This is a genomic window from Mesorhizobium sp. RSR565B (assembly GCF_054719465.1).
On the sequence record NZ_JBTTIE010000001.1, the window covers coordinates 3738447 to 3764056 of the forward strand.

The 25610-nt window shown below is 63.6% G+C and carries 23 protein-coding genes; 9 read left to right on the forward strand and 14 right to left on the reverse strand.

From position 1 onward, the window contains the following. Positions 1-20: 20 nt before the first annotated feature. The 6 genes from ACYG9R_RS18150 to ACYG9R_RS18175 form a co-directional block, all read right to left on the reverse strand. Positions 21-887: a hypothetical protein gene (locus tag ACYG9R_RS18150; protein ID WP_155923211.1), complete on the reverse strand. Its 867-nt coding sequence runs from the start codon at positions 885-887 to the stop codon at positions 21-23. 59 nt (positions 888-946) lie between these two features. Continuing rightward, positions 947-2092 (reverse strand): hypothetical protein, encoded by a 1146-nt coding sequence (locus ACYG9R_RS18155; RefSeq protein WP_023823388.1) that lies wholly within the window; start codon positions 2090-2092, stop codon positions 947-949. A gap of 27 nt (positions 2093-2119) precedes the next feature. Further along, positions 2120-3208: a hypothetical protein gene (locus tag ACYG9R_RS18160; protein ID WP_023733373.1), complete on the reverse strand. Its 1089-nt coding sequence runs from the start codon at positions 3206-3208 to the stop codon at positions 2120-2122. A 320-nt stretch (positions 3209-3528) separates the two neighbouring features. Next, the gene (locus ACYG9R_RS18165; RefSeq protein ID WP_023734985.1) at positions 3529-3912 is read right to left on the reverse strand and encodes a c-type cytochrome; all 384 of its coding nucleotides are present in this window, start codon (positions 3910-3912) and stop codon (positions 3529-3531) included. Positions 3913-3996: 84 nt separating this feature from the next. Further along, positions 3997-5175: a glycosyltransferase gene (locus tag ACYG9R_RS18170; protein WP_023691608.1), complete on the reverse strand. Its 1179-nt coding sequence runs from the start codon at positions 5173-5175 to the stop codon at positions 3997-3999. A 14-nt stretch (positions 5176-5189) separates the two neighbouring features. After that, on the reverse strand, positions 5190-5801 hold the full coding sequence (locus ACYG9R_RS18175; RefSeq protein ID WP_023823389.1) for a thymidine kinase: 612 nt from the start codon (positions 5799-5801) through the stop codon (positions 5190-5192). Between the two features lie 237 nt (positions 5802-6038). Between ACYG9R_RS18175 and ACYG9R_RS18180 the strand changes: the two genes are divergently transcribed. The 3 genes from ACYG9R_RS18180 (at position 6039) to choV (ending at position 9144) form a co-directional block, all read left to right on the forward strand. Beyond that, the gene (locus ACYG9R_RS18180; RefSeq protein WP_023686157.1) at positions 6039-6974 is read left to right on the forward strand and encodes a choline ABC transporter substrate-binding protein; all 936 of its coding nucleotides are present in this window, start codon (positions 6039-6041) and stop codon (positions 6972-6974) included. A 137-nt stretch (positions 6975-7111) separates the two neighbouring features. Beyond that, complete coding sequence (gene choW / locus ACYG9R_RS18185) at positions 7112-7966, forward strand: choline ABC transporter permease subunit (protein ID WP_023669995.1); 855 nt, start codon at positions 7112-7114, stop codon at positions 7964-7966. Continuing rightward, complete coding sequence (choV, locus tag ACYG9R_RS18190; RefSeq protein ID WP_023669996.1) at positions 7963-9144, forward strand: choline ABC transporter ATP-binding protein; 1182 nt, start codon at positions 7963-7965, stop codon at positions 9142-9144. Before choW ends, choV begins: the two co-directional genes overlap by 4 nt. 97 nt (positions 9145-9241) lie before the next feature. Here choV and ACYG9R_RS18195 read toward each other — a convergent pair whose 3' ends face one another. Beyond that, complete coding sequence (locus tag ACYG9R_RS18195; protein ID WP_050590524.1) at positions 9242-11272, reverse strand: transcriptional regulator; 2031 nt, start codon at positions 11270-11272, stop codon at positions 9242-9244. A 202-nt stretch (positions 11273-11474) separates the two neighbouring features. Here ACYG9R_RS18195 and ACYG9R_RS18200 point away from each other — a divergent pair, with 202 nt between their 5' ends. Both ACYG9R_RS18200 and ACYG9R_RS18205 read left to right on the forward strand, forming a co-directional pair. Then, a complete protein-coding gene (locus ACYG9R_RS18200; protein WP_023823391.1) occupies positions 11475-12560 on the forward strand; it encodes a PLP-dependent cysteine synthase family protein in 1086 nt (361 codons plus the stop codon). Positions 12561-12579: 19 nt separating this feature from the next. Further along, positions 12580-14055: a pyridoxal phosphate-dependent decarboxylase family protein gene (locus tag ACYG9R_RS18205; RefSeq protein ID WP_023823392.1), complete on the forward strand. Its 1476-nt coding sequence runs from the start codon at positions 12580-12582 to the stop codon at positions 14053-14055. Positions 14056-14073: 18 nt separating this feature from the next. Here the strand turns inward: ACYG9R_RS18205 and ACYG9R_RS18210 are convergent, their stop codons facing one another. The 3 genes from ACYG9R_RS18210 to ACYG9R_RS18220 all read right to left on the reverse strand — a co-directional run bounded on the left by ACYG9R_RS18210 (position 14074) and on the right by ACYG9R_RS18220 (position 16694). Further along, positions 14074-14478 carry a YciI family protein gene (locus ACYG9R_RS18210; protein ID WP_023823393.1) on the reverse strand — a complete coding sequence of 135 codons (405 nt, stop codon included), beginning with the start codon at positions 14476-14478 and terminating at the stop codon, positions 14074-14076. A gap of 93 nt (positions 14479-14571) precedes the next feature. Beyond that, positions 14572-15981, reverse strand: coding sequence for an ATP-binding protein (locus ACYG9R_RS18215; RefSeq protein WP_023670001.1), 1410 nt, complete (start codon positions 15979-15981; stop codon positions 14572-14574). Beyond that, positions 15978-16694 carry a response regulator gene (locus ACYG9R_RS18220; protein ID WP_023670002.1) on the reverse strand — a complete coding sequence of 239 codons (717 nt, stop codon included), beginning with the start codon at positions 16692-16694 and terminating at the stop codon, positions 15978-15980. Before ACYG9R_RS18220 ends, ACYG9R_RS18215 begins: the two co-directional genes overlap by 4 nt. Positions 16695-16952: 258 nt before the next feature. Between ACYG9R_RS18220 and ACYG9R_RS18225 the strand changes: the two genes are divergently transcribed. The 4 genes from ACYG9R_RS18225 (at position 16953) to clpS (ending at position 18465) form a co-directional block, all read left to right on the forward strand. After that, complete coding sequence (locus tag ACYG9R_RS18225) at positions 16953-17255, forward strand: hypothetical protein (protein WP_023683677.1); 303 nt, start codon at positions 16953-16955, stop codon at positions 17253-17255. Between the two features lie 39 nt (positions 17256-17294). Then, entirely contained in the window at positions 17295-17525 is a 231-nt protein-coding gene (locus ACYG9R_RS18230) for a hypothetical protein (RefSeq protein ID WP_023670004.1), read from the forward strand. A gap of 153 nt (positions 17526-17678) precedes the next feature. Beyond that, on the forward strand, positions 17679-18026 hold the full coding sequence (locus ACYG9R_RS18235; protein WP_023823394.1) for a hypothetical protein: 348 nt from the start codon (positions 17679-17681) through the stop codon (positions 18024-18026). 133 nt (positions 18027-18159) lie between these two features. Next, on the forward strand, positions 18160-18465 hold the full coding sequence (clpS, locus tag ACYG9R_RS18240; protein WP_023823395.1) for an ATP-dependent Clp protease adapter ClpS: 306 nt from the start codon (positions 18160-18162) through the stop codon (positions 18463-18465). A 44-nt stretch (positions 18466-18509) separates the two neighbouring features. Here clpS and ACYG9R_RS18245 read toward each other — a convergent pair whose 3' ends face one another. The 4 genes from ACYG9R_RS18245 to ACYG9R_RS18260 all read right to left on the reverse strand — a co-directional run bounded on the left by ACYG9R_RS18245 (position 18510) and on the right by ACYG9R_RS18260 (position 25542). Then, positions 18510-20594, reverse strand: coding sequence for a membrane protein (locus ACYG9R_RS18245; RefSeq protein ID WP_023823396.1), 2085 nt, complete (start codon positions 20592-20594; stop codon positions 18510-18512). Positions 20595-20801: 207 nt separating this feature from the next. After that, complete coding sequence (locus ACYG9R_RS18250; protein ID WP_023823397.1) at positions 20802-23627, reverse strand: DUF4159 domain-containing protein; 2826 nt, start codon at positions 23625-23627, stop codon at positions 20802-20804. After that, positions 23624-24538, reverse strand: coding sequence for a DUF58 domain-containing protein (locus tag ACYG9R_RS18255; protein ID WP_023823398.1), 915 nt, complete (start codon positions 24536-24538; stop codon positions 23624-23626). Before ACYG9R_RS18255 ends, ACYG9R_RS18250 begins: the two co-directional genes overlap by 4 nt. After that, complete coding sequence (locus ACYG9R_RS18260; RefSeq protein WP_023754586.1) at positions 24538-25542, reverse strand: AAA family ATPase; 1005 nt, start codon at positions 25540-25542, stop codon at positions 24538-24540. Before ACYG9R_RS18260 ends, ACYG9R_RS18255 begins: the two co-directional genes overlap by 1 nt. Positions 25543-25610: the final 68 nt, after the last annotated feature.

Genomic DNA, 25610 nt, shown 5'->3' on the forward strand with positions numbered 1-25610 from the left:
GTATCAATCCTCCTCGCGACTCACTCTTGTGCCTGCCCTCGCGTGAGCAAAATTGAAAACATCCCGTCAAAGGGTTCGTGATCGGGAAAGCGTTCGGCTTGAAAGATGGCCTCTCCCGGCCCTCCAAGCTTGAAACGGCAACGCTCAGTCCGTGCAAGACAATAAGCGACAGCCTGGTACTCAGTTAGGTCCGCTAACATCGCGCTAACGCAAATCTGATTCGGTTTTCCGTTGTTAGATGGCGGTCCGAATTCAACACGGTCTTCTGGCTCAAATGCATATCTTTTCATCAATCTTGGCCAGTGATATTCGACGAGCTTTTGTCTATTGCCGCAAAAGAACTGAATCACGATTTTTACATTGTAGCTATATCTTGGTTGCCGACTCTGTCTTATTCCAATGATCGGACGGGATGAATTACGTGTTCGGACAGGTAATTTTTCGACCAGAACGAGCATGACGCCTCCGGATCGAATGTGACGGTATGCTTCATATTGATCCAATTCGTACCAATAGAAAGTACAGATCGTGTCACCGTCTGTATTTTCATCTTCAGACCGCGAAGTAACCGGTCTGTAGCCGAACCCGGAAAACCATTCGGATAAGCCGGAAATTTGTTGAAGAACAAAAAACGCGGCAAGCGCCGGGTCTGCAACATCGATATAATTGAAAGCTTCAAGCTTCCGCACCCCATCCGGTAATCCTCGATGACGCCACCGACTTTCAACGTGAACCCGGTGTCCGAGAATGCGCTCAAGGTTACGCAATGGTCGGGCGGTCAGTTTGTGTTTCTTGTAAGCACCGATATGCATATCGACATCCCACCAAGCGAGAACCCGGTAGGGCGATTCATTACTGCGGGAAGCAAGGTTATCCGTTTCGATCACAATCGCCTTCTGCCCCTGACCGCGCCCCGGAGATTGTCAGACCCACCAAAAATGCCACCTCACACATCGCTGATCACCTGTCCGTTGGACAGAATATGGACCTTGTAGCCGGAAAAGATCTTTTGAGCTTCGCCGGCGGCGTAGAGTGCTTGATAGGCTTCGTGCGGGATCAGGGCGTGGTTCTCGTAGCTCGACACACCCTGGCGCGCGGCTTCGAGATCGTCGGTGTTGATAAAGAATTCCTGCGTCGTCTTATCGCTCGAAAACAGCCCCTTGCGGCCGGGCTTCTCGCCCTTGGAGTAGATCTCCTGGATGGTCCAGGTGAGCAGCCAGGCATTTTCCGGCTTGCGCACCTTGGCCAGCACTTCGGCCACCGTCGAATTGTTGTCGGTAATGCCCGCGGAATAGAAGGGGCCGAGCACGACGCGGCGCAGCTGCTTGGGGTGCAGCGGCTCGAAATCCTTGTCGAGATTGACCGCAATCGTTGCGGGCGAAAGCGTGTAGGCGGAATTCTTCTCGGTGAAATCGTCGAAACGATGGGCGAGTTCGGGGTTGAGCAGACCGTCTACCGGCAGCGGGATGTCGACCCGTCCATTGAGCTTGCCGCTGCTGTCAACGAGCTGCCGGATCATGCTTTCGGAGGAATCCTCCACCGTCACCATGTAGACCAGCGGCAGGTTGGCGCTGCCGTCGAAGCTCGCCCAGTGCACGAGGTAATAGGGGCGCCCGGTCTTTGGATTGACCGAGACCTTGGCCGTCTGCGCCAGCGAGAACGGGCCAAAAGTCTGTTCGCTCTTGACGTCCTCGAGATAGAGCCGCTCGGCCATCGACTTCTGCAGCGCTTCGGGGAATTCCTTGTGGCGCAGGATGAAGTCGGCCATTTCCTCGCGCAATTCGCCGGCCAGCGGAATGTTGGCCAGCCGCGCCTCGGCCTGGCGGCGGTCGTTTTCCAGTTCGAGCAGGTTCTGGAAGACGGGATAGCCGCTGTCGGCGCGCGAAATGCGGAACGTGTCCATGAAGCCGAGCCGGTTGCGCCAGCAGGAAAACGATTTGTCCAGCCGGGCAATGTATTCGGCGACAATCTTGGCGACGATGCCGTGCCGGTAAAGCGGCGAGCGGTCGTCGCGCATGAACACTTCAAGGCCGCTGAGTGCCGCCGTGATGGCGGAAAAATAGCGCGCCGCCGCTTCGTTTTCGGGAGTCATGCCGGTGTGCCCGCGTGCAGCCGCTCCTTACGACTGCACGTAGTTGGCCGAATTGTGCTTCTTCATCACGTCGTCGAAACGGCGGGCGAAGGCGTCGTCGGCGAGCTTCTTGCGGCGCTGGATGTCGGAGCTGGCGACCATGTTCTTCTCGTGCATTTCGAGAAGATCGCCGATGTGCTTTTGCGAGGCGGCGCCAATGCCGGCCATGGTCTCTTCGGCGGTGTTGTCGACCTGGCTGCCCAGCGTGTTGATCTTGTGGGCGACATCCTGCTGGGCGGCGGTCTTCAAGGAATCTTCCAGTGCCTTGTAGAGCACGATGCGCTGCTCGGTATCGATGGTCAGCTTGTTGATAAGCGTCGACTGCGCTGCGATCTGATTGTTGAGCGAATCGACGAAGGTCTGGAACATCGAGGTGTAGCGTTCCAGCGTCTGGCTTTCGGCCAGAAGCTCCTGCTCCTTGGCCTGCTTTTCATTGTATTCGGTCGCCAGTTTCGAGCGCTCGCCCTCAAGCTGCGTGCGCTCCTTCTGACTGGTAGAAGCGGCGATCTTGTTTTCGATGTCGAGCAGCAGCGGATTGACCTCCTCGATGCGCTTCTGCACCGCCTCGAGGTTGGTCATGGTGACCTTGCGGCGCTCGATCACCTGCGACAGGCTGTTTTCCGAGGTCTTGTAGCGCTGGTCGAGGACCTCTTTCTGCGCTTTCAGGATGCCGACGATGGTGTCGGACTTGACCAGAAGCTCCTGCAGATTGCCGGCCAGCGACATGTTGCGGACGCGGTCGGTGCGCATGCGCTGCTTGCGTTGCGCCGAGAAGATACCGACGAAGCTTTCCCAGCCGGTGTAGTTCTTCATGCTCTCGAATTCAGTGCCGAAGACGTTGGTGGCGTCTTCCAGCCCGATGATCAGGTCGGCGATGTTGCCTTCCATCACCTTCTGCTGCTTCAGCACGTCCTCGATGCGGGCATTCTCGATGTCGAAATTGGCGTCTCCGATCTTCTTGTCGGCGGTGGCCAGCGTATCAAGCACGGTGCCGGACTGCTCGATCTTGGAGCGCATGTCCTGCACGACCTGCCTGGTCTTGGCAATTTCGGCATCGAAATTCTGCAATGTCGCCATAGGGGCCTCCCGCTTCGGCTTCCGGTCGCTGGCTGCGAACAGCGGCGAATATATGTGGGGTATCAGGGGATTGAAAGACGCAAGACAAGACCCGCCCCGAAAACAAAAAAATGCCTGGTCGTCTTGAAAGGCAATGAAGGCGGGGTCATGGCGTGATTAACCAGCCGGCCAAGTATTGTTCAATTGTCATTGAACTTTGACGCTGCGAAGAAGTCGATCTCGGACAGTGTGGGTGTGCTGAATTCGACAGAGGGCTCAATGAGTTGCAAGCGCGAGACAGCTGGCGGAAGCCGTCGCCATCACGCTACGCATCGCGCCGTTCAAGGCTTCGGATCGGCCTTCAGATAGGCGATGACGTTGGCGATGTCCTCGTCGCTGCTCAGGCCGGAGAAGCCCATCCTGTTGCCGGGTACTTTCAGCTTGGGAGCGCCGAGATAGGCTTTGAGGTTGGCTTCGTCCCAGACCAGGCCGGCCGCGCCGGCGTCCTTCATGGCCTGCGAATAGTTGAAGTTCTGGGCGGTGCCGGCGATGCGGCCGACGATACCGAGGAGATGCGGGCCGACCTTGTCGCGGTCGCTTGCCGCCTCGTGACAGGCCATGCAGCGGTAGAACACTTTCTTGCCAAGTGCTGCATCGCCGTCGGCCAGCGCGGCGAGGATACCGGCCAAGTAAATGACAAGGCCTGATGAAATGGCTCGAAGCATGGCGGTTCCCGGCTGGCTCTGGCTGAGGGCAAAATAGGCTGCAGGCCTTAACAAACGCCGTATGCCGGTGGATAGCAGCCGGGCTCAATCCGTGCGCGGGATCGCCGCGACCGCCTGCTTGACCTGCTTTTCAATCGCCGCCGACGAATGATTGTCGCGCACGAAAGCGCGGCCGATCTCCGCCATCTCGGCGGCCGCTTGCGGGCGTGTCGCGAGATCGATGATTTTCAATGCCAACTTGCCGGCATCGTCGCTGGACAGGAAATGCCTGCCCGCCTGCAGGCCAAGCCCTTCGACGGCCTTTTCGGTGGCGGCGACGACAAGGCCCGCCGCCATCGCCTCCAGCACCTTGATGCGGGTTCCGCCGCCGAAGCGCAGCGGGATCGGCGCATAGCCGGCACGCCCAAGCAATTCCGGCAGATGCGGTGGGTTCTCGATCAACCGCAGACCATGCCTGGTGCATAGACCGCGCACGACATCGCGCGGGTTTCTGCCGGCGACGGTGATCGACCAGGGCCGGCCGGAGGCGGCGAGGCGCGGCGCCATCGCGCGGCCGATCTGCTTGACGGCGTCGATGTTGGGGAAGTAGCCGAGATGCCCGATGAAGCACAGGCTGAGCTCACTGAAGCGCTCGGCAGCAATCGGCAGGGAAAGCACGCTCTCGTCTGGAATGGGGTTGGCGACGAACCTGACGTCGTTGACGGGGCCGAGAGCGGACAGAAGCGCTTCGTCGGCCCGCGAACAAACCCAGACCTGGTCGGCCAGGGCAGCCGCACACCTGTCGGCTTCGCGCGCCTCTGCCTTCCTTCGCCTGTTTTGGCGCCAGTCTCGAATTTGCTGCCACAGCGTCAGGCCGGCGATCCGGTCGGACACCGTCCGGGAATCGATGTTGTGCTGGTCAAGGACGGTGCGCGCGCGATGCTTCGGCGCCAGCGTCAGCAGCTGCGAAAGCACGATCTCCTCGATCACCACGAGATCGGGCGCGAATTCCCTCCAGATGGCGTCGGCTTCGGCCAGCTCGTCGTCCGGCATCATATGCACGGTCGGATGCGGGCTGCGCCTGCCCCAAGGCGCCCTGCCGCGCGCTGCCTCGATGATCCGGTGACGGATGTTCGGCGGTGTGGAGGGTGCCGGGGCGCCAGTCAGGCTTACCGTCAGGACCTCGCCCATCGATGCCAGGGCGCGTGCATTGGCGGCGTTCCGGATCTCTCCGCCGGAGACCGGCGGAAACGGGCAATCAACTGTGAACTGCAGAATTTTCATGTTGTCCCGGCCGTTCAGCCTCTGGTGAAGCCAATGAAATCGTCGGGCGCGGCGCGGCCCATTTCCTCTTCCCAGTGGCGGCGGCAGAGCGAGATATAGACGTCCTTGCCGATCGCCACCTGTTCGCCTTGTCTGGCCACCTTGCCGTCAGCGCCGAGACGCACGACCATCGTCGCCTTGCGGCCGCAGCGGCAGATGGTGCGCACTTCGCGCAGATCGTCTGCGATGGCCAGAAGCGCTCGCGAACCGGAAAACAGATTGCCCTGGAAATCGGTGCGCAGGCCGTAGCACATCACCGGGATGTTCAGCCGGTCGGCGATACGGGCGAGCTGCCAGACCTGCTCTTCCTCGAGAAATTGCGCCTCGTCGACAAACATGCAATGCACCGTCGTATGTTCGTGATGCTCGGCGACGCGAGCGTAGAGATCGTCGCCGTCGCGGAACATCTCGGCCTCCGTCTCCAGGCCGATGCGCGACGAGATCAGCCCGGTGTCGCCCTTTCTGTAGTGGCCGGCGACGAACAGCATCGTCGTCATACCGCGTTCGCGATAATTGTAGGACGCCTGCAGCAGCATTGTCGTTTTGCCGGCATTCATCGTCGCATAGTGGAAGTAGAGCTTGGCCATGCCGTCCTTTTAAGCCGAGTTGGCGCGGCGCGGGGAGAGGGCACCGCTGCATTTGATGGGAAAAGCCGTCTGCAATCGAAAAAGCGGCGGGCGTGTCGCTGTTTGGCCAGTCCGCGCCGTTGATCGTGATTGTCTTAGCGCTTGAAACCACACCAGAATGGTGTTTGGCTGACGAAACAAGGCGGGCAGAGAAACCGTAACTACGCTTCGCCAAAGAATCACAATGGGAGACTGCCAATGTCGCGTATGAACACCTTCGTCGCCGGCCTCGGCCTGGCGACTTTTCTGTCCACGAGCGCTGCACTTGCCGGCGATCCGGAGAGCTGCAAGGCGGTGCGCCTTTCCGATGTCGGCTGGACCGACATCCAGGCAACCACCGGCGTCGCTTCGGTGCTGCTCACCGCGCTCGGCTACGAGCCGCAGACGATCCAGCTATCGGTACCGGTGACCATGGCGTCGCTGAAAAACAAGGATCTCGACGTCTTCCTCGGCAACTGGATGCCGTCGATGACCAACGACATCAAGGACTACACCGCCGATGGTTCGGTCGAGACGATCGGCACCAACCTGACCGGCGCCGGCTACGGCATCGTCGTACCGACCTATGTCGCGGAGGCCGGCGTCAAGTCGCTGACCGACATCGGCAAGTTCAAGGACAAGTTCAACGGCAAGATTTACGGCATCGAGGCGGGCAATGACGGCAACCGCATCATCCTCGACATGATCAAGAACCCGAAGGACAATCTCGAAGGCTTCGAGCTGGTCGAGTCCTCGGAAGCCGGCATGCTGACGCAGGCCGAGCAGTCGATCAAGAACAATGAGTGGATCGCGTTCCTCGGCTGGACGCCGCATCCGGTGATGGGCGCCATGAAGCTCACCTATCTCGACGGCATGGGCGACAGCGGCTTCGGCGCCGCCACCGTCTACACCAATGTGCGCAAGGGCTACACCACCGAATGCCCGAATGCCGGCAAGTTCATCGCCAACCTGAAATTCAACCTGGACATGGAAGGCGAGATGATGGACGCGATCCTGAAGGGCGGCGACGCCAACACGGTCGCAGCCGACTGGCTGAAGAAGCACCCTGACGCGGTTGCGCCGTGGATTGCCGGCGTCACCACCTTCGATGGCGGCGATGCGGCAGCGGCGGTCAAGACCGCGCTCGGAAGCTGAGCCGACTGAATTCGGCAAAGCCGAACCAGGAAGGGCAGCCAATCTAGAAAAGGCTGCCCTTTTTCATATCCTGTGAGAAGATGACCTAACGACAGCGGAGGCCGGAAGCAGGCGGTCTCTCGCATGAGAGGGGCGATATGGATCCGATTTCGAAATTCATGGTCGATCACAAGATACCGATCGGCGCCTGGGGAAAGGCGTTCTTCGGTTTCCTCACCGACAATTTCGACACCGTGTTCAGGGCCTTCTCGAATGGCCTCAATTTCCTGCTCGACGGGCTGGTCGGCATCCTTTTGATGGTGCCGCCGGTGCTGCTGGCGCTGATCATCGCCATCATCGCCTGGCTGCTGCAGCGCTCTCGGCCGCTGGCCATAGGCGTCTTTCTCGGCCTGATCTTCATCATCAACCAGAATCTCTGGAAGCAGACGGTGCAGACGCTGGTGCTGGTCGTGGCCGCCGCCGCCATGGCGATGGCCATCGGCGTGCCGCTCGGCATCTGGGCCGCGCACAAGCCGAAGGTCTACCGCATCATGCTGCCGGTGCTCGACCTGATGCAGACGCTGCCGACCTTCGTCTACCTGATCCCGGTCCTGACCCTGTTCGGTCTCGGCAACGCGCCCGGCCTCATCGTCACCATCATCTTCGTCATCCCGACCGCGGTCCGGCTCACCCATCTCGGCGTCGTCTCGGTGCCGAAGTCGATCATCGAGGCCGGCGAGGCGTTCGGCGCCACCAAGCAGCAGCTGCTGTGGAAGGTCGAATTGCCCTCAGCGCTGCCGACCATCATGGCCGGGCTGACGCAATCGATCATGCTGTCGCTGTCGATGGTGGTGTTTGCAGCACTGATCGGCGCCGGCGGCCTCGGCACTGAAATCAACCGCGCGCTCGGCTCGCGCCGCATCGATCTCGGGCTCGAGGCGGGCCTGGCGATTGTCGTACTCGCCATCGTGCTCGACCGGATGACGCGTATCGGCGTTGGAGGCAAGAAATGACCGTCGCCGTCGATTTCAAAAATGTCGATATCGTCTTCGGCTCCGACCAGGCGGGTTCGCTGGCTCTGATCGACGGCGGCGCCACGCGCGCCGAAATCCTTGAAAAGACCGGCAATGTGCTGGGTTGCGCCGGCGCCAGCCTGACCGTGCATGAGGGCGAAATCTCGGTGCTGATGGGCCTGTCCGGCTCCGGCAAGTCGACGCTGCTGCGGGCGGTCAACCGGCTCAACGTGGTGTCGCGCGGTCAGGTGCTGGTCAAGGACGGCGACAATATCGTCGATGTCGTGACCTGCGATCAGGCGACGCTGCGGCGGCTGCGGCAGAAGCAGGTGGCGATGGTGTTCCAGCAGTTCGGCCTGCTGCCTTGGCGTACGGTGGAGGAGAATGTCGGCCTCGGCCTCGAACTCGCCGGCGTGCCGGAGCAAGAGCGCAAGGAGCGCGTGCAACGCCAGCTGAAACTGGTCAATCTCGACCAGTGGTCGAAGAAATACGCGCATGAGCTGTCCGGCGGCATGCAGCAGCGCGTCGGCCTGGCCCGTGCCTTCGCCACCGAGGCGCCGATCCTGCTGATGGACGAGCCGTTCTCGGCGCTCGATCCGCTGATCCGCACCAAGCTGCAGGACGAATTGCTGCAGCTGCAGGCGGAGCTGAAGAAGACCATCATCTTCGTCAGCCATGATCTGGAAGAGGCGCTGAAGATCGGCACCCACATCACCATCATGGAAGGCGGGCGCATCGTGCAGACCGGGGCGCCGGAAGACATCGTGCTCAAGCCCGCCAACGACTATGTCCGCGACTTCATCGCCAATGTGAATCCGTTGTCGGTGCTGACCGCCTGGAACGTCATGCGCGACAGCCGCGACCTCGAGCACGGCGATAATGGCTGGGTGTGGCTCGACCGGCGCAAGACGACGCGTTTCAAGATCGACGAGCACGGGCTGGTGGCGGCGGCCGAGCGCGACGGCAAACCGGCGGTGTGGGTGTCGTGCGCCGATGTCGAGGCGCAGCCGGAGGAGACGGCGCAAGTGTTCTGGGCCAACCCCGGAACCTCGCTGAAGACGGTGATGCTGGCCATGCACCGCTCGCAGACGGCACCCGTGGCGCTGTTCGACGACCAGTCGCGCTTTGTCGGCGCGATCGGGATACGCGATGTGCTGAGCGCGGTGTTGCGGCGCTAGATCATGATGAGATTTGGTTGAAATCTCATCATGATCTAACCCTTTGTTGGAGCATGATCTTTTCCAAAAACCGGTACCCACTTTTTGGGATCATGCTCTAAGCCAGCCCGATGCGCGTGGCCCCGAGCTTGAACAGGGCTGTGGCATCCCGGTCGAAGCGGAAGGTGTCGATGAAGTCGTCGGCTCGGTAATCCGGAAGCGTCTTGCGGATGGCGGCGGCGAAGTTTTTCGCCTCGTCCAGCCGCCCAGCCAACGCCAGGCAGTGGGCGGCGATCGACAGGATGATGACATGTGCGTTGGGGCGGGCGGCCGCCTTCAGTGCCCAATCGGCTGCCTCGTCGAACTGGCCGAGGCGGACATGCGCCATGGCGCGTGCGCCCAGCATGCCGAACAGCATCGGGTCGAACGGCGACAGATGGCGCGAATGATCCGACGACCCGATCGCCGCTTGCGGGTCGCCCGACTGCGAATGCACGAACGACAGCGCATAGTGGCCAAGCGCGAAGTTCGGGCTGAGGTCGACGGCTCTTTGCAGTTCTAGCACGGACGCATCACCCTCGCCGCGCAGCCACAGCGCCCGGCCCATCGCCCAGTGCGCGGCGGGATTATGATCGTCGACCAAAACGCTCTGGCCGGCCGCCTCAAAGGCAAGCGCGCTGTCCTGGTCGCGGTCGCCCCAGCGCTGGAAGGCGCTCTGCCAATGGGTGAAGGACAGGCCGGCATAGGCGCGGGCAAAGGTCGGATCCTGCTGCAGTGCGATGCCGAAGAAATGCCTGGCTTGCTCGTTTTCGCTGCGGGTGAAGCGATACATATGCCAGAGTCCTCGATGGTAGGCCTCCCAGGCATTGAGCGAATTGGGCGCCTTCAGCATGGCGCGGTTGCGCTCGACGGTCTCGATCTCGGATGAGACCGAGGCCACGATGCTGTTGCCGATATCGTCAAGCACGGCGAAAAGATCGTCGGGCTTGCGCTCGAAGGTCTCGGCCCAGACGATCCTGGCTGTGCGGACCTCGACGAGCTCGACGGTGACGATCAGGCGGCCGGTCAAGCTGCGCACCGTGCCGGTGGCGACATAGTCGACATTCAGCCTTCGGCCGGCATCTTCCGGCGCGATGTTCTTTTCCGCCAGCGCAAAGACCGAGCCCCGGGCGATGACAAAGAAGTCCCTGAGCTTGGCGAGGCGGGTGATGATGTCGTGGGTCAAGCCATCGGCCAGCCCGCCACGAACGCCGCTAGCGGCGTCTTCGGCAAATGGCATCACGGCCAGCGAAGCCTTGTGCGGCGTCGCGGCTTCTGAACCGGCAAGCATGATTGACGCCTGGTTCGGCCCGGGCGGAGCTGCCGGTTGTGCCGGCAAAATCGCGCAGGGCCGTTCGCTGCGGATGGACAGCCACGCATTGCGCACCGGGCCGAAATCCAGTTCTTCCGACTGGAACAACTCCGCCGCAGCGGCAAGATGATCTTCGCAGGCGCCGAACTGGCCGCGCCGCGCCAGCCTCACCAGGAGTGCGACATGGGCGCTGCTGTCGAACGGGGTCAATTCCAGCCATTTTTCGAGATGAGCGGAGACGTCTTCGGAATCGGCCGGGAGCGTCTTGACCAGGCATTCCAGTATAGCCGCGTGGCAGGAACCGAAGCGGCGGCGCTGCGCGGTCAGCCAGCTGTTGAAGAGAGGGCAGCGGTCGATCTCCAGCCCTTCGAGGAAGTCGCCGACGAACAGGCCGGAGAGCGACTGCAGTCGCATCGGCTCGAGCGTTTCGATGCCTGCGGCAGCCGCCGCCGCGACATCCAGCACGTCGACTGAGATGCCGTCGAGATCGAGCGCGATCGTATCGCCCGATGTTTCGATTCTGCAGCGGCCTGGTTCGTCGAGCGCGGCCCGCAGCTTGCTCAGGCACCAGCGAAGCTCACCCCTGGGATCATTTGGAACGTCCCACAGCAACTCGCAGAGCTTGCCACGTCCGACCGGATGGGGCGCCAGCGCCAGATAGGCCAGCAGCGCGCGCAGCTTGCGCGATGCCGGCAAGACCACCGGGACGCCGTCGCGCGCAATCGTCGGCGGCCCAAACAGGCGCACGACAACACCTTGATGGCTGCTCGCCAGGCTCGATTCCACGCCAGATACCACGCCTGCTCCCACGCTGACCTGCCGGCCCCTGCTTTACCACCGAGCACGACAAAGTGCACCCGGCTCGCAAAATTTGTGCGCCGAATGTGGTGTTTACCACACTGCCGCACGTCAAGGACCTGTAGTGCGGCAAGGTGTCGAAATCTCGCCGCCCAAACCGCCGGTGTGTAACCGGCCCGTGAGCAAGAACCAGGAGTCTACCATGTTGCATCAGCAGAAAATCAGAACCACGGCCGGCCGCGGCCGCCTGTTCGACAGCATTCTCGACACCATCGGCGACACGCCGGTCATCCGCGTCAATAATCTCGGACCGGCGCACACCACCATCTACGTCAAGGCCGAGTTCTTCAATCCGGCGGCGTCGGTGAAGGACCGGCTGGCCCTCAACATCATCGAGGAAGGCGAACGCACCGGCGCGCTCAAGCCTGGACAGACCATTGTCGAGGCGACCAGCGGCAACACCGGCATCGGTCTTGCCATGGTCTGTGCGCAGAAGGGCTACAAGCTGGTGGTGACGATGGCCGACAGTTTCTCGGTCGAGCGCCGCAAGCTGATGCGGATGCTGGGCGCCAAGGTGGTGCTGACGCCGCGCGCCGAGAAAGGCTTCGGCATGTACAAGAAGGCGGTGGAACTGGCCGAAGCGAATGGCTGGTTCCTGGCCCGCCAGTTCGAGACCAAGGCCAACGCCGACATTCATGAAGCTACCACGGGACGCGAGATCGTCAACGATTTCGCCGGCTCGCGGCTCGACTATTTCGTCACCGGCTACGGCACCGGCGGCACCGTCGCCGGCGTGGCGCGGGTGCTGCGCCGCGAGCGGCCTGAGACCCGGATCGTGCTCACCGAACCGGCCAATGCGCAGCTTGTCGGCAGCGGCAAGCCGCAGATGCGTGGCGCCGGCGGAGCGCCGGCCGCCAGCCATCCGGCTTTCGAACCGCACCCGATCCAGGGCTGGACGCCGGATTTCATCCCGCACGTCCTGCAGGAGGCCATCGCTGGCAACTTCTATGACGAGGTGATGCCGATCGCCGGGCCGGAGGGCATGAAATGGGCCAAGGCGCTGGCGCAGCAGGAAGGCATCTTCACCGGCATTTCCGGCGGTTCGGCTTTTGCCGTGGCACGCCAGATCGCCGGCACGGCGCCGGCCGGTTCGGTGATCCTGTGCATGCTTCCCGATACCGGCGAACGCTATATGTCGACACCGCTGTTCGATGGCATCGAGGCCGAGATGAATGCGGAAGAGCTTGCTCTCTCGCGCTCGACGCCCGGTTGCCAGTTCCCGGCATGATGACGCGGGAGCAAATTGCATGGACGCGATGCCTGGACACTCGGCTACCAGTACCGAGGAAACGCTTGACCCCTCGGACTGGGCCGATGTGCAAAGCCTGTCGCATCGGATCGTTGACGATGCCGTCGCTTACCTGCGCGATGTCAGGCAACGGCCGGTGTGGCAGGAGATGCCTGGAGATGTGAGGCATTTCTTCACCGCCTCGCTGCCGCAATCGCCGACCCCGCTTGCCGACATCTATGGCGATGTCGTGGACAAGGTGATGCCCTATCCGATGGGCAACATCCATCCGCGCTTCTGGTCCTGGTATATGGGGTCGAGCAATTTTACCGGCGCGATCGGCGATTTCCTGGCGGCAATCCAGGGCTCCAATCTCGGCGGCGGCAACCATGCCGCCGCCCTGATGGACGGCCAGGTGGTCGACTGGTGCAAGCAGATGATGGGCATGCCGGCTTCGGCCAGCGGCACGCTGGTCAGCGGCGGCTCGATGGCCAACATCATCGGGCTCACCGTGGCGCGCAACACCAAGGCCGGCATCGACGTGCGCGAGCACGGCGTTGGAGCAATCGAAAAGCCTTTGCGTTTCTATGGCTCGGACCAGGTCCATTCCTGTCACCGCAAGGGGATGGAAGCGCTCGGTCTCGGCAACAAGGCGCTGCGCCGCATTGCCAGCGACGCCGGCCTGCGCATCGACATTGAAGGTTTGAGGACCGCGATATCGGAAGATCGCGCGGCCGGGTTCAAGCCGGCCTGCATCATCGGCAACGCCGGCACTGTCAACACCGGCGCCATCGACGATCTGCAGGCGCTGGCCAAGCTGGCGCATGAGGAGGACCTCTGGTTCCATGTCGACGGCTGCATCGGCGCGCTGATCGCGATCGCGCCTGAGAATGCACATCGCGTCGCCGGCATCGAATGGGCCGATTCCATCGCGCTCGATCCGCACAAATGGCTGCATGCGCCTTTCGAGGCAGGCTGCGCGCTGGTGCGCGATGCCTTGGCGCATCGCAAGACCTTCGCGGTGACGCCGGAATATCTGGAGTCGACACCGCGCGGCCTCGCCTCCGGCCAATGGCTGCACGACTATGGCCTGCAGACGACACGTGGCTTCAAGGCACTCAAAGTGTGGATGGCGTTGCGAGAACACGGTGTCGAAAAATTCGGCCGCCTGATCGACCAGAACATTGCGCAGGGGCAGTATCTCTCAAGGCTGATCGCGGCCGAGCCAGCGCTCGAACTGACGGCGCCGACCAGCATCAACATCGTCTGCTTCCGCTATCGCGCGGATGGTCTCGATGGCGAGCGCGCGAAAGCGCTCAACACCGAGATCATGCTGAGGCTGCAGGAAGACGGAACCGCCGCCATTTCCGATACCACGGTGCAAGGCCGGCATTGCCTCAGGGTGGCGATCAACAACCACCGGACCCGGCGCGAGGATCTCGACCTTCTCGTCGCCGAAACGGTCCGCCTCGGCAACGAGATCGCTTCTGCCTGACCGGCCATGGGGTAGTTCTCAGCCGCTGGCGGCCTCCTTTAAATCGCCCTCCGTAGCGGGAAACGTCACGCCGGGAAGGTAAAATGTGATCGGCCGGATTTCGTAGACTGCCGAGGGATTCACGCGGCGCAAGTCGCGCGCAGCCGCAATCGCCGCCTCCTGCGTGGCGCAGTCGAGGACATAAAGACCCAGCAATTGTTCCTTGGTCTCGGCAAACGGCCCGTCGATGACGATGCCTTCGCCCGGACCGCGCAGCGTGACGGCCTCGGCGGTCGCGCCCAGTCTTGCCGCCGGCCCAAGCTTGCCTTCGCGGGTCAGCCTGGCGTTGACTTCGAGCAGGTCGTGCATCAGCGCCGCATCCTGCTGCGGCGTCAGGGACTGGATGGTCTGTTCGACGTGATAGGCCAGGATGGCGTAAAACATGCGGCGATCTCCTCCTGTTCGAGCGGCCGCACTATTGCAAGGGCGGGTTGGTTGATCCACCCCCGGAGCCCATCGAGACGCCAGTCTGCTGCCTTATGCCGCCAGCGGCAGGCTGAGCTCCGTCAGCAGGCCGCCGCGGGGATGGTTGGACAGGTTGACATCGCCGCCGGCGGCACGCGCAATGTTGCGGGCAATGGTCAGGCCGAGGCCGAGGCCGCCGGTCTGGCGGTTGCGCGATTGCTCCAGCCGCACGAAGGAACCGAACACCTGATCGAGCTGCGCCTGCGGTATGCCCGGCCCCTCGTCGCGGATAACCAGCGTGACCGTGCCGTCCGACTGCCGCAGGCTGACATGGGCTTTCTTGCCGTAGGTCACGGCATTCTGGACCAGATTGTTGACGCAGCGCTTGAGCGCCACCGGCCGCGCCATGCAGATCATGCCACGCGGCCTGGCGCCGTCATGGTCGAACGTGACGTCCTCGAAACTGTCGGCGATCGATTCCACCAGCGACCAGAAATCGATCCGCTCGCTCTTCTCCTCGGTGACTTCGAAGGTGGCGAAGTCGATGACGGAGCTGGCGATGCTCTCGATGTCGGCGAGGTCGTGGGCGAGCGCCTCGCGCGCCGTCGATCTGCGCAACAGTTCGAGGCGCAGCCGCATGCGGGTCAGCGGCGTGCGCAGATCGTGGGCGAGCGCGGCGGCCAGATGTTCGCGGTCCTCGACATAGTCGCGCAGCCTCACCTGCATGGCGTTCACGGCTTTGGCCGCGGCGCGGATTTCGCGGCTGCCGGTCTCGGCGATCGGCGGGCTCTTCAGGTCCGTGCCGATCCGGTTGACCGCCGTTTCCATCATCCGATAGGGCGCCGTCAGCCGGCGCAGCGACCAGATCGACATGATCACCACCAGGGCCGCGATCAGCGAATAGAGCGGCAGGCTGTCGAAGCTCAATATCGGTCCGACCGGCGTGTTGGGCTCGGTGAAATTCAGCCATTGGCCGTCGGCGAAGCGGACAGATGCCGTCAGCTTGTCGCTCTGGGCGAAGCTGGCCGCCAGCGATAACAGGTCACGCTCCACCGCGCCGACATCCTTGGTCACGGCCACACCGCCAGGCGCGTTGGCTGCCTGGGTTGCCGGATCGCGCCGGACGCGGGCGTCGGTGATGCCGAATTTCGACAGCCGCCCGACCAGGATGTCCTCGAGTTCGGCCAGTTCGTCGTCGCCGGCGATCGACGAGGTGACCGCGGGCGTGTCCGACACGGTCAGCGCATAGGTGGCGTTGAACAGACCGGAGGCCGTCAGCTTGCGCTGCTCCGGCGTGTCGTCATGCATCAGCTGCACCAGCGAATAGGCGCGGTCGTTAAGCCGGTAGAGATCGACCTCGTCATTGGCGACGGCGCGATCGCGCGAGACGATATAGAGCGTAGCGACCTGGCTGATCAGCAGGCCGGCAATGACGATGAGCAAAACCCAGACCGGCAGGGTTTGCGGCAGGAAACGTCTCATTCGGAGGTGGTCTCGGGCAGAAACTGGTAGCCTCCGCTGCGCACGGTCAGGATCAGTTTCGGCGTCTTGGGGTCGTCTTCCATCTTGCGCCTGAGGCGGCTGACCAGGATGTCGATGCTGCGATCGAAGGAATAGTCGCTGTCGCCGCCGGAAAGCTCGATGAGCTGGTCACGGGTGAGCACTCGCTGCGCGCTTTTAACGAAGGTCTGCAACAGGTTGAACTCCGCCATCGTCAGCTCGACCCTGACGTCGCCCGGCGCCATCAGCCGGCGGCGCGAGCAGTCCATCGTCCAGCCGGCGAAATGATAGATCTGCTTGGTGGTGGCGCGCTTCGGCTCGGCAGCACCATTGCGCCTCAAAACGGCGCGGATACGGGCCAGCAGCTCGCGCGGATCGAAGGGTTTGGGCACATAATCGTCGGCGCCCATTTCCAGGCCGACGACGCGGTCGGTGGTCTCGGTGACCGCCGTCAGCATGATGATCGGCGTCGAGTAGCTGGCGCGCAGGTCGCGGCAGAGCTCCAGCCCGCTCTTTCCCGGCAGCATCACATCAAGCACGATCAGGTCTACCTGCGTGCGGCGCAGTATGTCTTCCATCTCGACGCCGTCGGCGGCAACCGTGGTGCGCAGGCCGCGCTTCTGGAAGAATTCCTGAAGCAGGTCGCGAATGCCCTTGTCGTCGTCGACGATCAGTATGTGCGCATCGGATTTCACGGCGATCCTGTCATTGCTGGCGGCCGGTCGGCGGCTGCCTTCTGAGTCTGCTTCTGTGGCGTCACCCACACGATAGAATTCTGGCCACATGTTGGCCAGCGGCGATGATCGCCCGCAAAGCCGATTTGCCAGAAACAATTCAGAAACAAAATTCTATAGTCCGGAAAAACTCCCGAAAAAAATCAAGGGCATAAAGGGTGCCGTGGCGGTCAGGACATTGGCTGCGACGCGAAGTTTCCGGAGTAACGGACATCACCAATGCACAGGTTCACGATCAGCTTGATGGGTGCGCTGCTCAGCATTCCGCTCGTCACAGCCGCGGTCGGAGCCACAACCGCAAAGGTGACGCCGATCACAAGGAGCGAGCGCTGCATCGATCTCAATCGCCAGGTAGACGAAGCCCTCGAAACCCATGCCGCGGCAACGCAGGTCACCGCGGCGAAAGCACTGCAAAGAAAGGGAAACCGGTTCTGCGCCAACAAGAAACAGGCACAGGGTATCCGGATGCTCGCGAACGCTTTGAAGCTGCTTGGAGTGACACCGATCGACCCGGTTCAGTGACACTCGAAACTCGACCCGCACAAAGAAGGAAATGAAGCCATGAAAAAGTCCATCCTCTCCGCCACCGGTCTCGCCGTCGCTCTCGCTTTCGCAATGCCGGCGCTGGGCAATGCCGCTGCCACCACGACCGCTGCTCCGGCTGCTTCCACGACCACCGCTCCGGCGACCACGACCGCCAAGCCCCCGGTGAAGAAGGTCGTCGCCAAGAAGCCCGTCAAGAAGCACAAGAAGGCGAAGAAGGTCGTCAAGACGGACGCCCCGAAGGCCTGATCCAGACAGCCAACAGGCTTGTCTGTAACAAGGCCGCTCCAGCACCCCCGGCTGGAGCGGCCTTGTCGTGTGAGAGCATGATTACCCGTTGATGGGTGCCGGCCACCCAGGACTTTAACCCGTTTGCAATGCCGGTCCGGTAGGATAGCCCGCATGAAGAAGCGGCTTTCATCCATTCTGCGCTCGATGGCCATCGGCGGCCTTCTCGCCTCGGCAACGGTCAGGGTGCTGGTCCAGTTTACCGCCAGCCCGGTGCCCGATCCGGTGAGCGGGCGCACGGAGCCGTCGCTGTTTGCACCGGCAATCTCCAGCAGCTGGCAATACATCACACCATGGCAAAGCCTGCTGCTGACCGTGATCACCGGCGCGGCGCTGGCCTGCTTCTTCGGCTGGCTCGCGGTCGCCTGGGTCGAATACAAGGCGGCCGGATCAAGGCCCGATGCGGCATCCAGCGCACGGCAATTCCAGGCTCGTCGCGTCGCCGACCGCCAGGGCCGTTGAACCGCAGCGTACAGTTCCTAAATTTGTGAACGGCAGCACTTCCGGGAAGCCGGTTTGGCGCGCCGATCAAAATGGACGACGGCTTTCCCCCATGACAAAGTGAGAGCGACCCCTCGCGCGATACCGGTTCCCGATGCCTGAAATCAGCTCCAAACCCCGGACCAAGACCAAGCCGCGGACCGAGCGACCGAAGCTCTACAAGGTCATCCTCATCAATGACGATTTTACGCCGCGCGAATTCGTGGTGACGGTGCTGAAGGGCGAGTTCAAGCTCAGCGAAGACCAGGCGAACCGGGTGATGATCACCGCGCACCGGCTCGGCGTTTGCGTCGTTGCCGTCTTCACCAGGGATGTCGCCGAGACCAAGGCGACACGGGCTACCGATGCCGGCAAGGCCAAGGGCTACCCGCTGCTGTTTACGACGGAGCCGGAGGAGTAGGTTGAGCGTCTTTCTCCCCGTATAGTGACGGGGAGAAGGGATCCTTACCTTCCCTCCCGGTACCACATCGCGCCCATGGCCAGCAGCAGCAGGCAAAGGCCGAGGAAGCCGCCGAACAGGGGTACGCGCGAGACGGCTTTGAGCACGCTGTCGTCGGTGCTGCGCAGGCCGATCCAGTCTGCGCCCGAGGCCGCACCGGAGGCGCGGACCGGGACGATGGAGGGCAGGGCGACACTGCCGGTGAGCTGGCCAAGGGTGGAGGAGGCCGCCAGCCGGCGCACGCTGCCGCCGGTGGCCTCAGTCGGAGCCTTCAACCGGTCCTCGGTAGAGACGACGTCGGAGAATTCCGGCGCGTTGACCGGGCCGACATGGGCGAGTGCGGTCAGGTCACCATTGCCGATCTGGTAGAGGCCGATCTCCTTGGTCTCGATGCTGCCCAGGAAAACGCCGGGTTCGGACTTCTCCAGCTTGACGATCAGCGCCTTGCCCGAAGGGGTGATCACCTGCGCCGGGCCGGGATCGTCGCTCATCGTCTGGCGGCGGATTTCCAGCATCATGCCGCGGCCGTCGGCAGTCAGCCGCTCTTCCTCGAGTTCAGGTTCCTTCATCAGCCAGTGGGCGATGCGGCGGTAAAGCTGGACATGCGGCCCGCCACCCTCGAAGCCGCGCGCCCATAGCCAGCCCTGATCGGACAGAAGCATGCCGACGCGGCCTTCGCCCTTATGGTCGAGCAGAAGCAGCGGGCGGTTGTCGGCGCCCTTCATCACCACTTCGCCTTCGGGGTTCTGCACGCCGATCGTGCGGAACCAGCGGCTCCAGCGCGGCGGCTCCGTCGCCGAGCCGTCGAGGCCGCGCGTCACCGGATGGCGCTGGCCGAGATCGGTGAGGCGCGGATAGAAGGCCTTGTCGATGACTTCGCCGGTCGGCATTGCCGGCAGCGACGACATTAGCGGGGTGCGGGCGATCGAGGCGTCGCCGGCATATTCCGGCCCGGCGGCGATCAGCAGCGCGCCGCCCTTTTCGACATATTCGGAGATGTAGTCGTAATAGAGGATCGGCAGCACGTCGCGGTGCTGGTAGCGGTCGAAGATGATGAGATCGAAATCCTTGATCTTCTCGACGAACAGCTCGCGGGTCGGGAAGGCGATCAGCGACAGTTCGTTGATCGGCGTGCCGTCCTGCTTTTCCGGCGGCCGCAAAATAGTGAAATGGACGAGATCGACCGAGGCGTCGGATTTCAGCAGGTTGCGCCACGTGCGCTCGCCGGCATGCGGTTCGCCGGAAACCAAAAGCACGCGCAAATTCTCGCGGATGCCGTCGATCAGCGCGATGGCGCGGTTGTTGGCGTCGGTCAGTTCGCCCGGCTCGCGGTCAATGGAGAGTTCGACGATGTTGCGGCCGGCGCCGGGGATGGTCACCTGCAGCGGCATCGCCTGGCCGATGGTCGCCTCTTCGACCGCGACCTGCTCGCCATTGACCGAGACGCGGACATCGACCGGGCCGGTTTCGCCGTCGGTGGCGATGACCCGGTAGGTCATGTCGAGCGGCTTGCCGACCAAGCCGAAGCGCGGCGCATTCTCGAAGCGGATGCGGCGGTCCTTCTCGTGCTCGTTGCCGGTGATCAGCGCGTGCAGCGGCGCATTGAAGTCGGGGGCGGCCGGCGCGTCATGCACCTCGCCATCGGTGATCATGATGGCGCCACCGATGCGCGAGGGCGGCACGTCGCGGAACGCGCCTTCAAGCGCTGCAAAAAGCTTGGTCTCGGTGCGCTCGTCGGCGGCTTCCGACTTGCCGGCCTCGATGACGCGGACGTCGAACTGCTTGAAGCGGCCAAGGCGCTGCTGCAAACCGGCAAGCGCTTCGTCGGTCTGTTTGGTCCGGTCGCCGATATCCTGGCTCTGGCTGCGGTCGACGATGACGGCAACGACGCTCTTCAGCGCCTCGCGCTCCTCATCGAGGAAGACCGGATTGAGGAGTGCTGCGCCCAGCGCAATCAGCGCTGCGAAGCGGAAGATCGCGCCGCGCTGGCGAAACCACAAGCCGACAGCCGCCAGCACCAGCAGCGGTGCGAGCACCAAAGCCAGCAAGGGCCAGGACAGCAGCGGTTCGAAGGAAATCGACCAGTTCATGGGTTACCCTCCCCCTTGTGGGGAGGGTCGATCCGCGTAGCGGAGCGGGGTGGGGGTAGGCGACAGAGCGCTGGCGCTGCACCCCCACCCCGGCTCACTGTCTTCGCTTCGCTGCGACAGCGAGCCGACCCTCCCCAAAAGGGGGAGGGTGAGGCTGCGCCGCCGGCGCCAGACAGGATCGAGACGAAATTAGCCAATACTGCCATCCTACTGCCCCAGCCGTTCGAGCAGGATCGGCACGTGCACCTGGTCGGATTTGTAGTTGCCGGTCAGCATGTACATCATGATGTTGACGCCGGCGCGCAGCGCATAGATGCGCTGCATCGGATCCGATGGCACGGTCGGCAAAAGCGGGTCACCATTCTCGTCGACGGCCCAGGCGCCGGCAAAATCATTGGCGGTGATCAGGATCGGCGAGACGCCGTCGCCGACGCGCACCGGCCGATTCTCGGCATTGCTGGCCTCGAGCGAGGCTTCCACCCAGAGCGGGCTGCCGGAGAAACGGCCGGGAAATTCGGGCAGGATGAAGAAGGATTTGGTCAGCACGTGGTCGGCGGGCACCGGCTCCAGCGGCGGCACGTTGAGATTGCCGAGAATGTCGCGCAACCGTTCCGTCGCCGGGCTCGCCGAATCCGCACCGATGCCGTTGGCGAACTGGTCGCGCGTGTCGAACAGCACCGTGCCGCCCTGCTGCATATAGGCGTCGATGCGGGCGATCGCGGCTTGGCTCGGCATCGGCGCGGAAGGATCGATCGGCCAGTAGATCAGCGGATAGAAGGAAAGCTCGTCCTTCGAGATATCGACGCCCGCCGGCGCGCCCGGCTCGAGCGCGGTCTTCTCGATCAGGAAGCGGGTCAGGCCTTCGAGCCCGGCGCGGCTGATCGAATCGTCACCGGGCACACCGGTCAGCACATAGGCGATGCGGGTCTTGGCAATATCCTCGATAGCCGCGGCATCGCCGGGCTTGGCATCGTCGGCGCGGGCGAGGTCGGCATGGCCAAACAGCATGCCGAGGCCAAGCAGCAGCGCAGCCGTCGTTGCCGCGGCCGATCGGGCGCGGCGCGGTCGGCGCGACATCAGCCCGCCCATCCAGAACACCGCCAGCGTGTCGAGCAGCATAAGCATAAGTGCCGCTGTGACCAGCGATCCCTTGAGGTCGCGCGATTCATCGAAAGCGTACTGGATATTGGTCACCGGCACTGTGAATTGCGGGCGCACCAGCGGCGCGAAGGCGGTGGCCGGGTCGAGCAGATTGTGGGCGAAAACGCCGGTTTCCGAGCCATAGAGGCCGGGCGGGTTCTCGAACGTCACCGGCAGCGAGCCGGCGCCAGGGACCAGCGGTCGTGCGTCCGGCGTCGGCGGCACCAAAGTGCCGTCGGCGGCTATCATGCGATAAGGCGCCAGCGACGTAGCAGCGGCTTCGGCGTTGGCAACCGCCGCACCCTGGTTGCGCGACAGCTGCACGATGCGCCGCAGCATCTCGACGAAGCTGCCGGAGATCGGCAGCGTCGACCATGTCGCTTCCGGGGTGATATGGAACAGCACCAGCGTGCCCTTGCCCTTCTTCAACCCGGTCACCAGCGGGGTGCCATCGGCAAGGGTTGCCCAGGTGCGCTCGACGATGTCCGGCGTCGGTTCGGCCAACACCTGCCGGCTCACCGTGACCTCGGCCGGCGGTGCGAGGTCGGCGAACGGGCCGTTCTTCGGGAATTCGGTCACCGCCTGCGGCGTCGTCCAGGAGAGCGCGCCGCCAAGCGAGCGCTCGCCGGTGCGCAGCCTGACCGGCAACAGATCATCGTCATTGCCGGCGGCGGCCAGCCGCGAACCGGCGAAGCGCACCAGCGTGCCGCCATTGTCGACCCAGTCGACCAGCCGCTGATGGACCTGCGGCGGAATGGTGCCGATGTCGGCCATGACGATCATCGCCGGCTTCTGGTCGAGAAGCTGCGGGATGGCGTCGGCGAGATCGACGCTCGACGGTTCGACCAGATCGGCGAAAGGCTGCAACGCCCGCCTGATGTAATAGAGCGGCGACAGAAGCGGCTGCGCCTGGTCGGCCTCGGCCTGCGATAAAAGTCCGACGCGGCGGCGCTTGGAGCTTTCGTCGAGCACGCGCACCGCACCTGCCTGGCGTTCGCCGTCGAGCGCGATCGAGGCGAAGTCGTTGCGCAGTTCGAACGGCACCGCCATCGTGCCGGTGGCGGTGGTCTCACCCGGCGCGAAGGTCAGCGTCGCGTCGGCGATGCGGCGGCCCTTATCGTCGAAGGCGCCGGCGGTGACTTGGGCCGGCGCCGGATCGCCGGGCGCGCGGATGGCGGTCAGGGCGAAGCCGTCGACCTGATTTTCGGCGCCAGTGAGCCCAGTCAGCGCCAGGCGGTCGGAATTGGCCCAGACGACACGGGCGGCGTTTTTCGACAGCAGTGTGTTGAAGGCGGCCTTGTCGCCCTTTGCCGCAAGGCCGTCGGTGAGAACGGCAACGCTGGCGCCGGGCAAGGTTCCCAGCACGCCGGCGACGCGGGCATAGACAGCGGGTCGGTCGGTCGGGATCGGCCTCGGCTTGGCGGCGCGCAGCCGGTCGAGGGCAGCCGCCGCATCGAAGGGGCCGATCTCGGCGTTCGGCTTTTCGGCGGTGAAGGCGATGACGACCGGTACGCCGTTCGAACCGGCATCGGCGATCAGCCGCTGGGCGGTGGCGACGCGCTTGCCCCAGTCGGCGGCACTCGCCCAGTCATTGTCGATGACGAGCGCCAGGGCGGCGCCCTCGGCCGGCAATTTTTCGCGCGGATTGAAGACGGGTTCGGCCAAAGCGGCGACGACAAGGGCTGCCATCAGCAGCCGCAGCAGCGTCAGCCACCACGGGCTCTGCTGCGGCGTTTCCTCGCGCTTCAGCACGCGAGCGAGGATCTTCAGCGGCGGAAAGATTTCGGACTGCGGCTTGGGCGGCGTGAGCCTGAGCAGCCACCAGATCACCGGCAGCGCCAGCAGGCCCCACAACACGATGGGAGCGCCAAAGGAGAGCGGCAGCCAGCTCATGCGCCGGCCCTTCCCACGAATGCGCCATCGGCGGTCATCGCCATGTGGATGCGCACCAGCGCCTCGGAAGCGAGGCGGTCGGTGTGGTTGACGGTATAGCTCCAGCCGAGGCGCTTGCACCAGCTGGCCAGCTCCTGGCGGCGGGCGGTGTAGAGCAGGCGATATTCGTCGCCGAGCATTTCGGCGCGGCCGGCGGTCAGCTTGTCGCCGGTCTCGGGATCGGTGAATTCGGTGCGGCCGGCATAGGGAAAGGTCTCCTCCGCCGGATCGGCAACCTCGATCAGATGCGCACGCACGCCATGCCGCGCCAGCACATCGAGCCATTCCATGGTCTCCTCGACCGGGTCGAGGAAATCGCTGACGACGACGATGTCGCAGAAGCGGCGGACGGCGGACAGGTCAGGCTTTGCCGGCGGGTCGGCGGCGTGCATCAATTGCGCCGCGATGCGCTCGGCGCCGTTGCGGGCGGTGAACGGATCGGTCAGGCCGGGCCACGCGATGCGCTCGCCGCTGCGAGATAGCAATTCGGCCATGGCCAGTGCCAGCACCAGCGCGCGCGATTCCTTGGAAACGCTGGCGCCAGTCGATTTGTAGAGCATGGAGGGCGATGGGTCGGCCCAAAGCCACACCGTGTGGGCTGCTTCCCATTCGCGGTCGCGCACATAGGTGTGGTCGTCCCGGGCCGAACGGCGCCAGTCGATGCGCGAGGAATCGCCTTCGACATAGGGGCGGAACTGCCAGAAATTCTCGCCGATGCCGCGCTTGCGGCGGCCATGCCAGCCGGCAATTACCGTATTGACGATACGGCGTGCCTCGACCAGCAGGTCCGGCACCAGCGAAGCCCGCAACCGGCCCCTGGCGAGCGCGTCGCGCGTCGCTGCCGGTGCCTGGACTTCGCCGATACGCGCCATCAGATTCCTTTGGCCAGTTTCGCTACCACATCGCGCACGGTCGTGCCCTCGGCGCGGGCGGCAAAGGTCAGCGCCATGCGGTGCTGCAGCACCGGTTCGGCCAGCGCGCGGATGTCGTCCACCGACGGCGCCAGCCGCCCGTCATAAAGCGCGCGCGCACGGGCGCACAGCGTCAGCGCCTGGCTGGCGCGCGGGCCGGGACCCCAGGCGACATGCTTGTCGGTCTCGGCATTGCCCTGGCCGGGACGCGCCGAACGCACCAGTTTGAGGATGGCGTCGACGACGGTTTCGGGCACCGGCATACGGCGGATCAGCGTCTGGATTTCCCTCAGCCGCGCCGGCTGCAGCACGTTTTGCGCCTTGGCGTCCTCGATGCCGGTGGTTTCGAGCAGGATGCGCCGCTCGGCCTCGATTTCGGGATAAAGGATGTCGACCTGCATCAGGAAGCGGTCGAGCTGCGCTTCGGGCAGGGGATAGGTGCCTTCCTGCTCCAGCGGGTTTTGCGTCGCCAGTACATGGAAGGGCGCGGGCAGGTCGTGGCGAATGCCGGCGATGGTGACGTGATATTCCTGCATCGCCTGCAGCAGCGCCGACTGGGTGCGCGGCGAGGCGCGGTTGATCTCGTCGGCCATCAGCAATTGCGCGAAGATCGGGCCGGAGATGAAGCGGAAGGAGCGCTTGCCGGCCTCGTCCTGTTCCATCACCTCTGAGCCGAGAATGTCCGACGGCATCAGGTCGGGTGTGAACTGGATGCGGCGCGAATCGAGGCCGAGCACGACACCGAGCGTTTCGACCAGCTTGGTCTTGGCAAGGCCGGGCACGCCGACCAGCAGCGCATGGCCGCCGGCAAGCAGCGCCACCAGCGTGCGCTCGACCACCACTTCCTGGCCGAAAATGACGCGGCCGACGCCGTCGCGCACCCTGGAAATATCGGCCAGCGCCGTCTCGGCCTGGGCGATCATGTCCTTTTCGCTGATTGGGCTTTCCTTTACCATTACGCTCATGCCGCATCGATCCTTGTGCTGGAAGTACCGGCTTGCACTGTAGTGCCTTAGAATGCCGCGATTCGGCT

Bases quoted from the DNA above. Each gene is read 5' to 3' on its own strand.
- ACYG9R_RS18225 (WP_023683677.1), top strand. From the start codon at position 16,953: ATGCACAGGTTCACGATCAGCTTGATGGGTGCGCTGCTCAGCATTCCG.
- ACYG9R_RS18175 (WP_023823389.1), bottom strand. From the start codon at position 5,801: ATGGCCAAGCTCTACTTCCACTATGCGACGATGAATGCCGGCAAAACG.
- ACYG9R_RS18250 (WP_023823397.1), bottom strand. From the start codon at position 23,627: ATGAGCTGGCTGCCGCTCTCCTTTGGCGCTCCCATCGTGTTGTGGGGC.
- ACYG9R_RS18160 (WP_023733373.1), bottom strand. From the start codon at position 3,208: ATGGCGACATTGCAGAATTTCGATGCCGAAATTGCCAAGACCAGGCAG.
- ACYG9R_RS18230 (WP_023670004.1), top strand. From the start codon at position 17,295: ATGAAAAAGTCCATCCTCTCCGCCACCGGTCTCGCCGTCGCTCTCGCT.
- ACYG9R_RS18235 (WP_023823394.1), top strand. From the start codon at position 17,679: ATGAAGAAGCGGCTTTCATCCATTCTGCGCTCGATGGCCATCGGCGGC.
- ACYG9R_RS18255 (WP_023823398.1), bottom strand. From the start codon at position 24,538: ATGGCGCGTATCGGCGAAGTCCAGGCACCGGCAGCGACGCGCGACGCG.
- choW (WP_023669995.1), top strand. From the start codon at position 7,112: ATGGATCCGATTTCGAAATTCATGGTCGATCACAAGATACCGATCGGC.
- ACYG9R_RS18210 (WP_023823393.1), bottom strand. From the start codon at position 14,478: ATGTTTTACGCCATCCTGGCCTATCACGTCGAACAGACCATCCAGTCC.
- ACYG9R_RS18215 (WP_023670001.1), bottom strand. From the start codon at position 15,981: ATGAGACGTTTCCTGCCGCAAACCCTGCCGGTCTGGGTTTTGCTCATC.
- ACYG9R_RS18245 (WP_023823396.1), bottom strand. From the start codon at position 20,594: ATGAACTGGTCGATTTCCTTCGAACCGCTGCTGTCCTGGCCCTTGCTG.
- ACYG9R_RS18180 (WP_023686157.1), top strand. From the start codon at position 6,039: ATGTCGCGTATGAACACCTTCGTCGCCGGCCTCGGCCTGGCGACTTTT.
- ACYG9R_RS18165 (WP_023734985.1), bottom strand. From the start codon at position 3,912: ATGCTTCGAGCCATTTCATCAGGCCTTGTCATTTACTTGGCCGGTATC.
- ACYG9R_RS18200 (WP_023823391.1), top strand. From the start codon at position 11,475: ATGTTGCATCAGCAGAAAATCAGAACCACGGCCGGCCGCGGCCGCCTG.
- choV (WP_023669996.1), top strand. From the start codon at position 7,963: ATGACCGTCGCCGTCGATTTCAAAAATGTCGATATCGTCTTCGGCTCC.
- ACYG9R_RS18205 (WP_023823392.1), top strand. From the start codon at position 12,580: ATGGACGCGATGCCTGGACACTCGGCTACCAGTACCGAGGAAACGCTT.
- ACYG9R_RS18155 (WP_023823388.1), bottom strand. From the start codon at position 2,092: ATGACTCCCGAAAACGAAGCGGCGGCGCGCTATTTTTCCGCCATCACG.
- ACYG9R_RS18260 (WP_023754586.1), bottom strand. From the start codon at position 25,542: ATGAGCGTAATGGTAAAGGAAAGCCCAATCAGCGAAAAGGACATGATC.
- clpS (WP_023823395.1), top strand. From the start codon at position 18,160: ATGCCTGAAATCAGCTCCAAACCCCGGACCAAGACCAAGCCGCGGACC.
- ACYG9R_RS18170 (WP_023691608.1), bottom strand. From the start codon at position 5,175: ATGAAAATTCTGCAGTTCACAGTTGATTGCCCGTTTCCGCCGGTCTCC.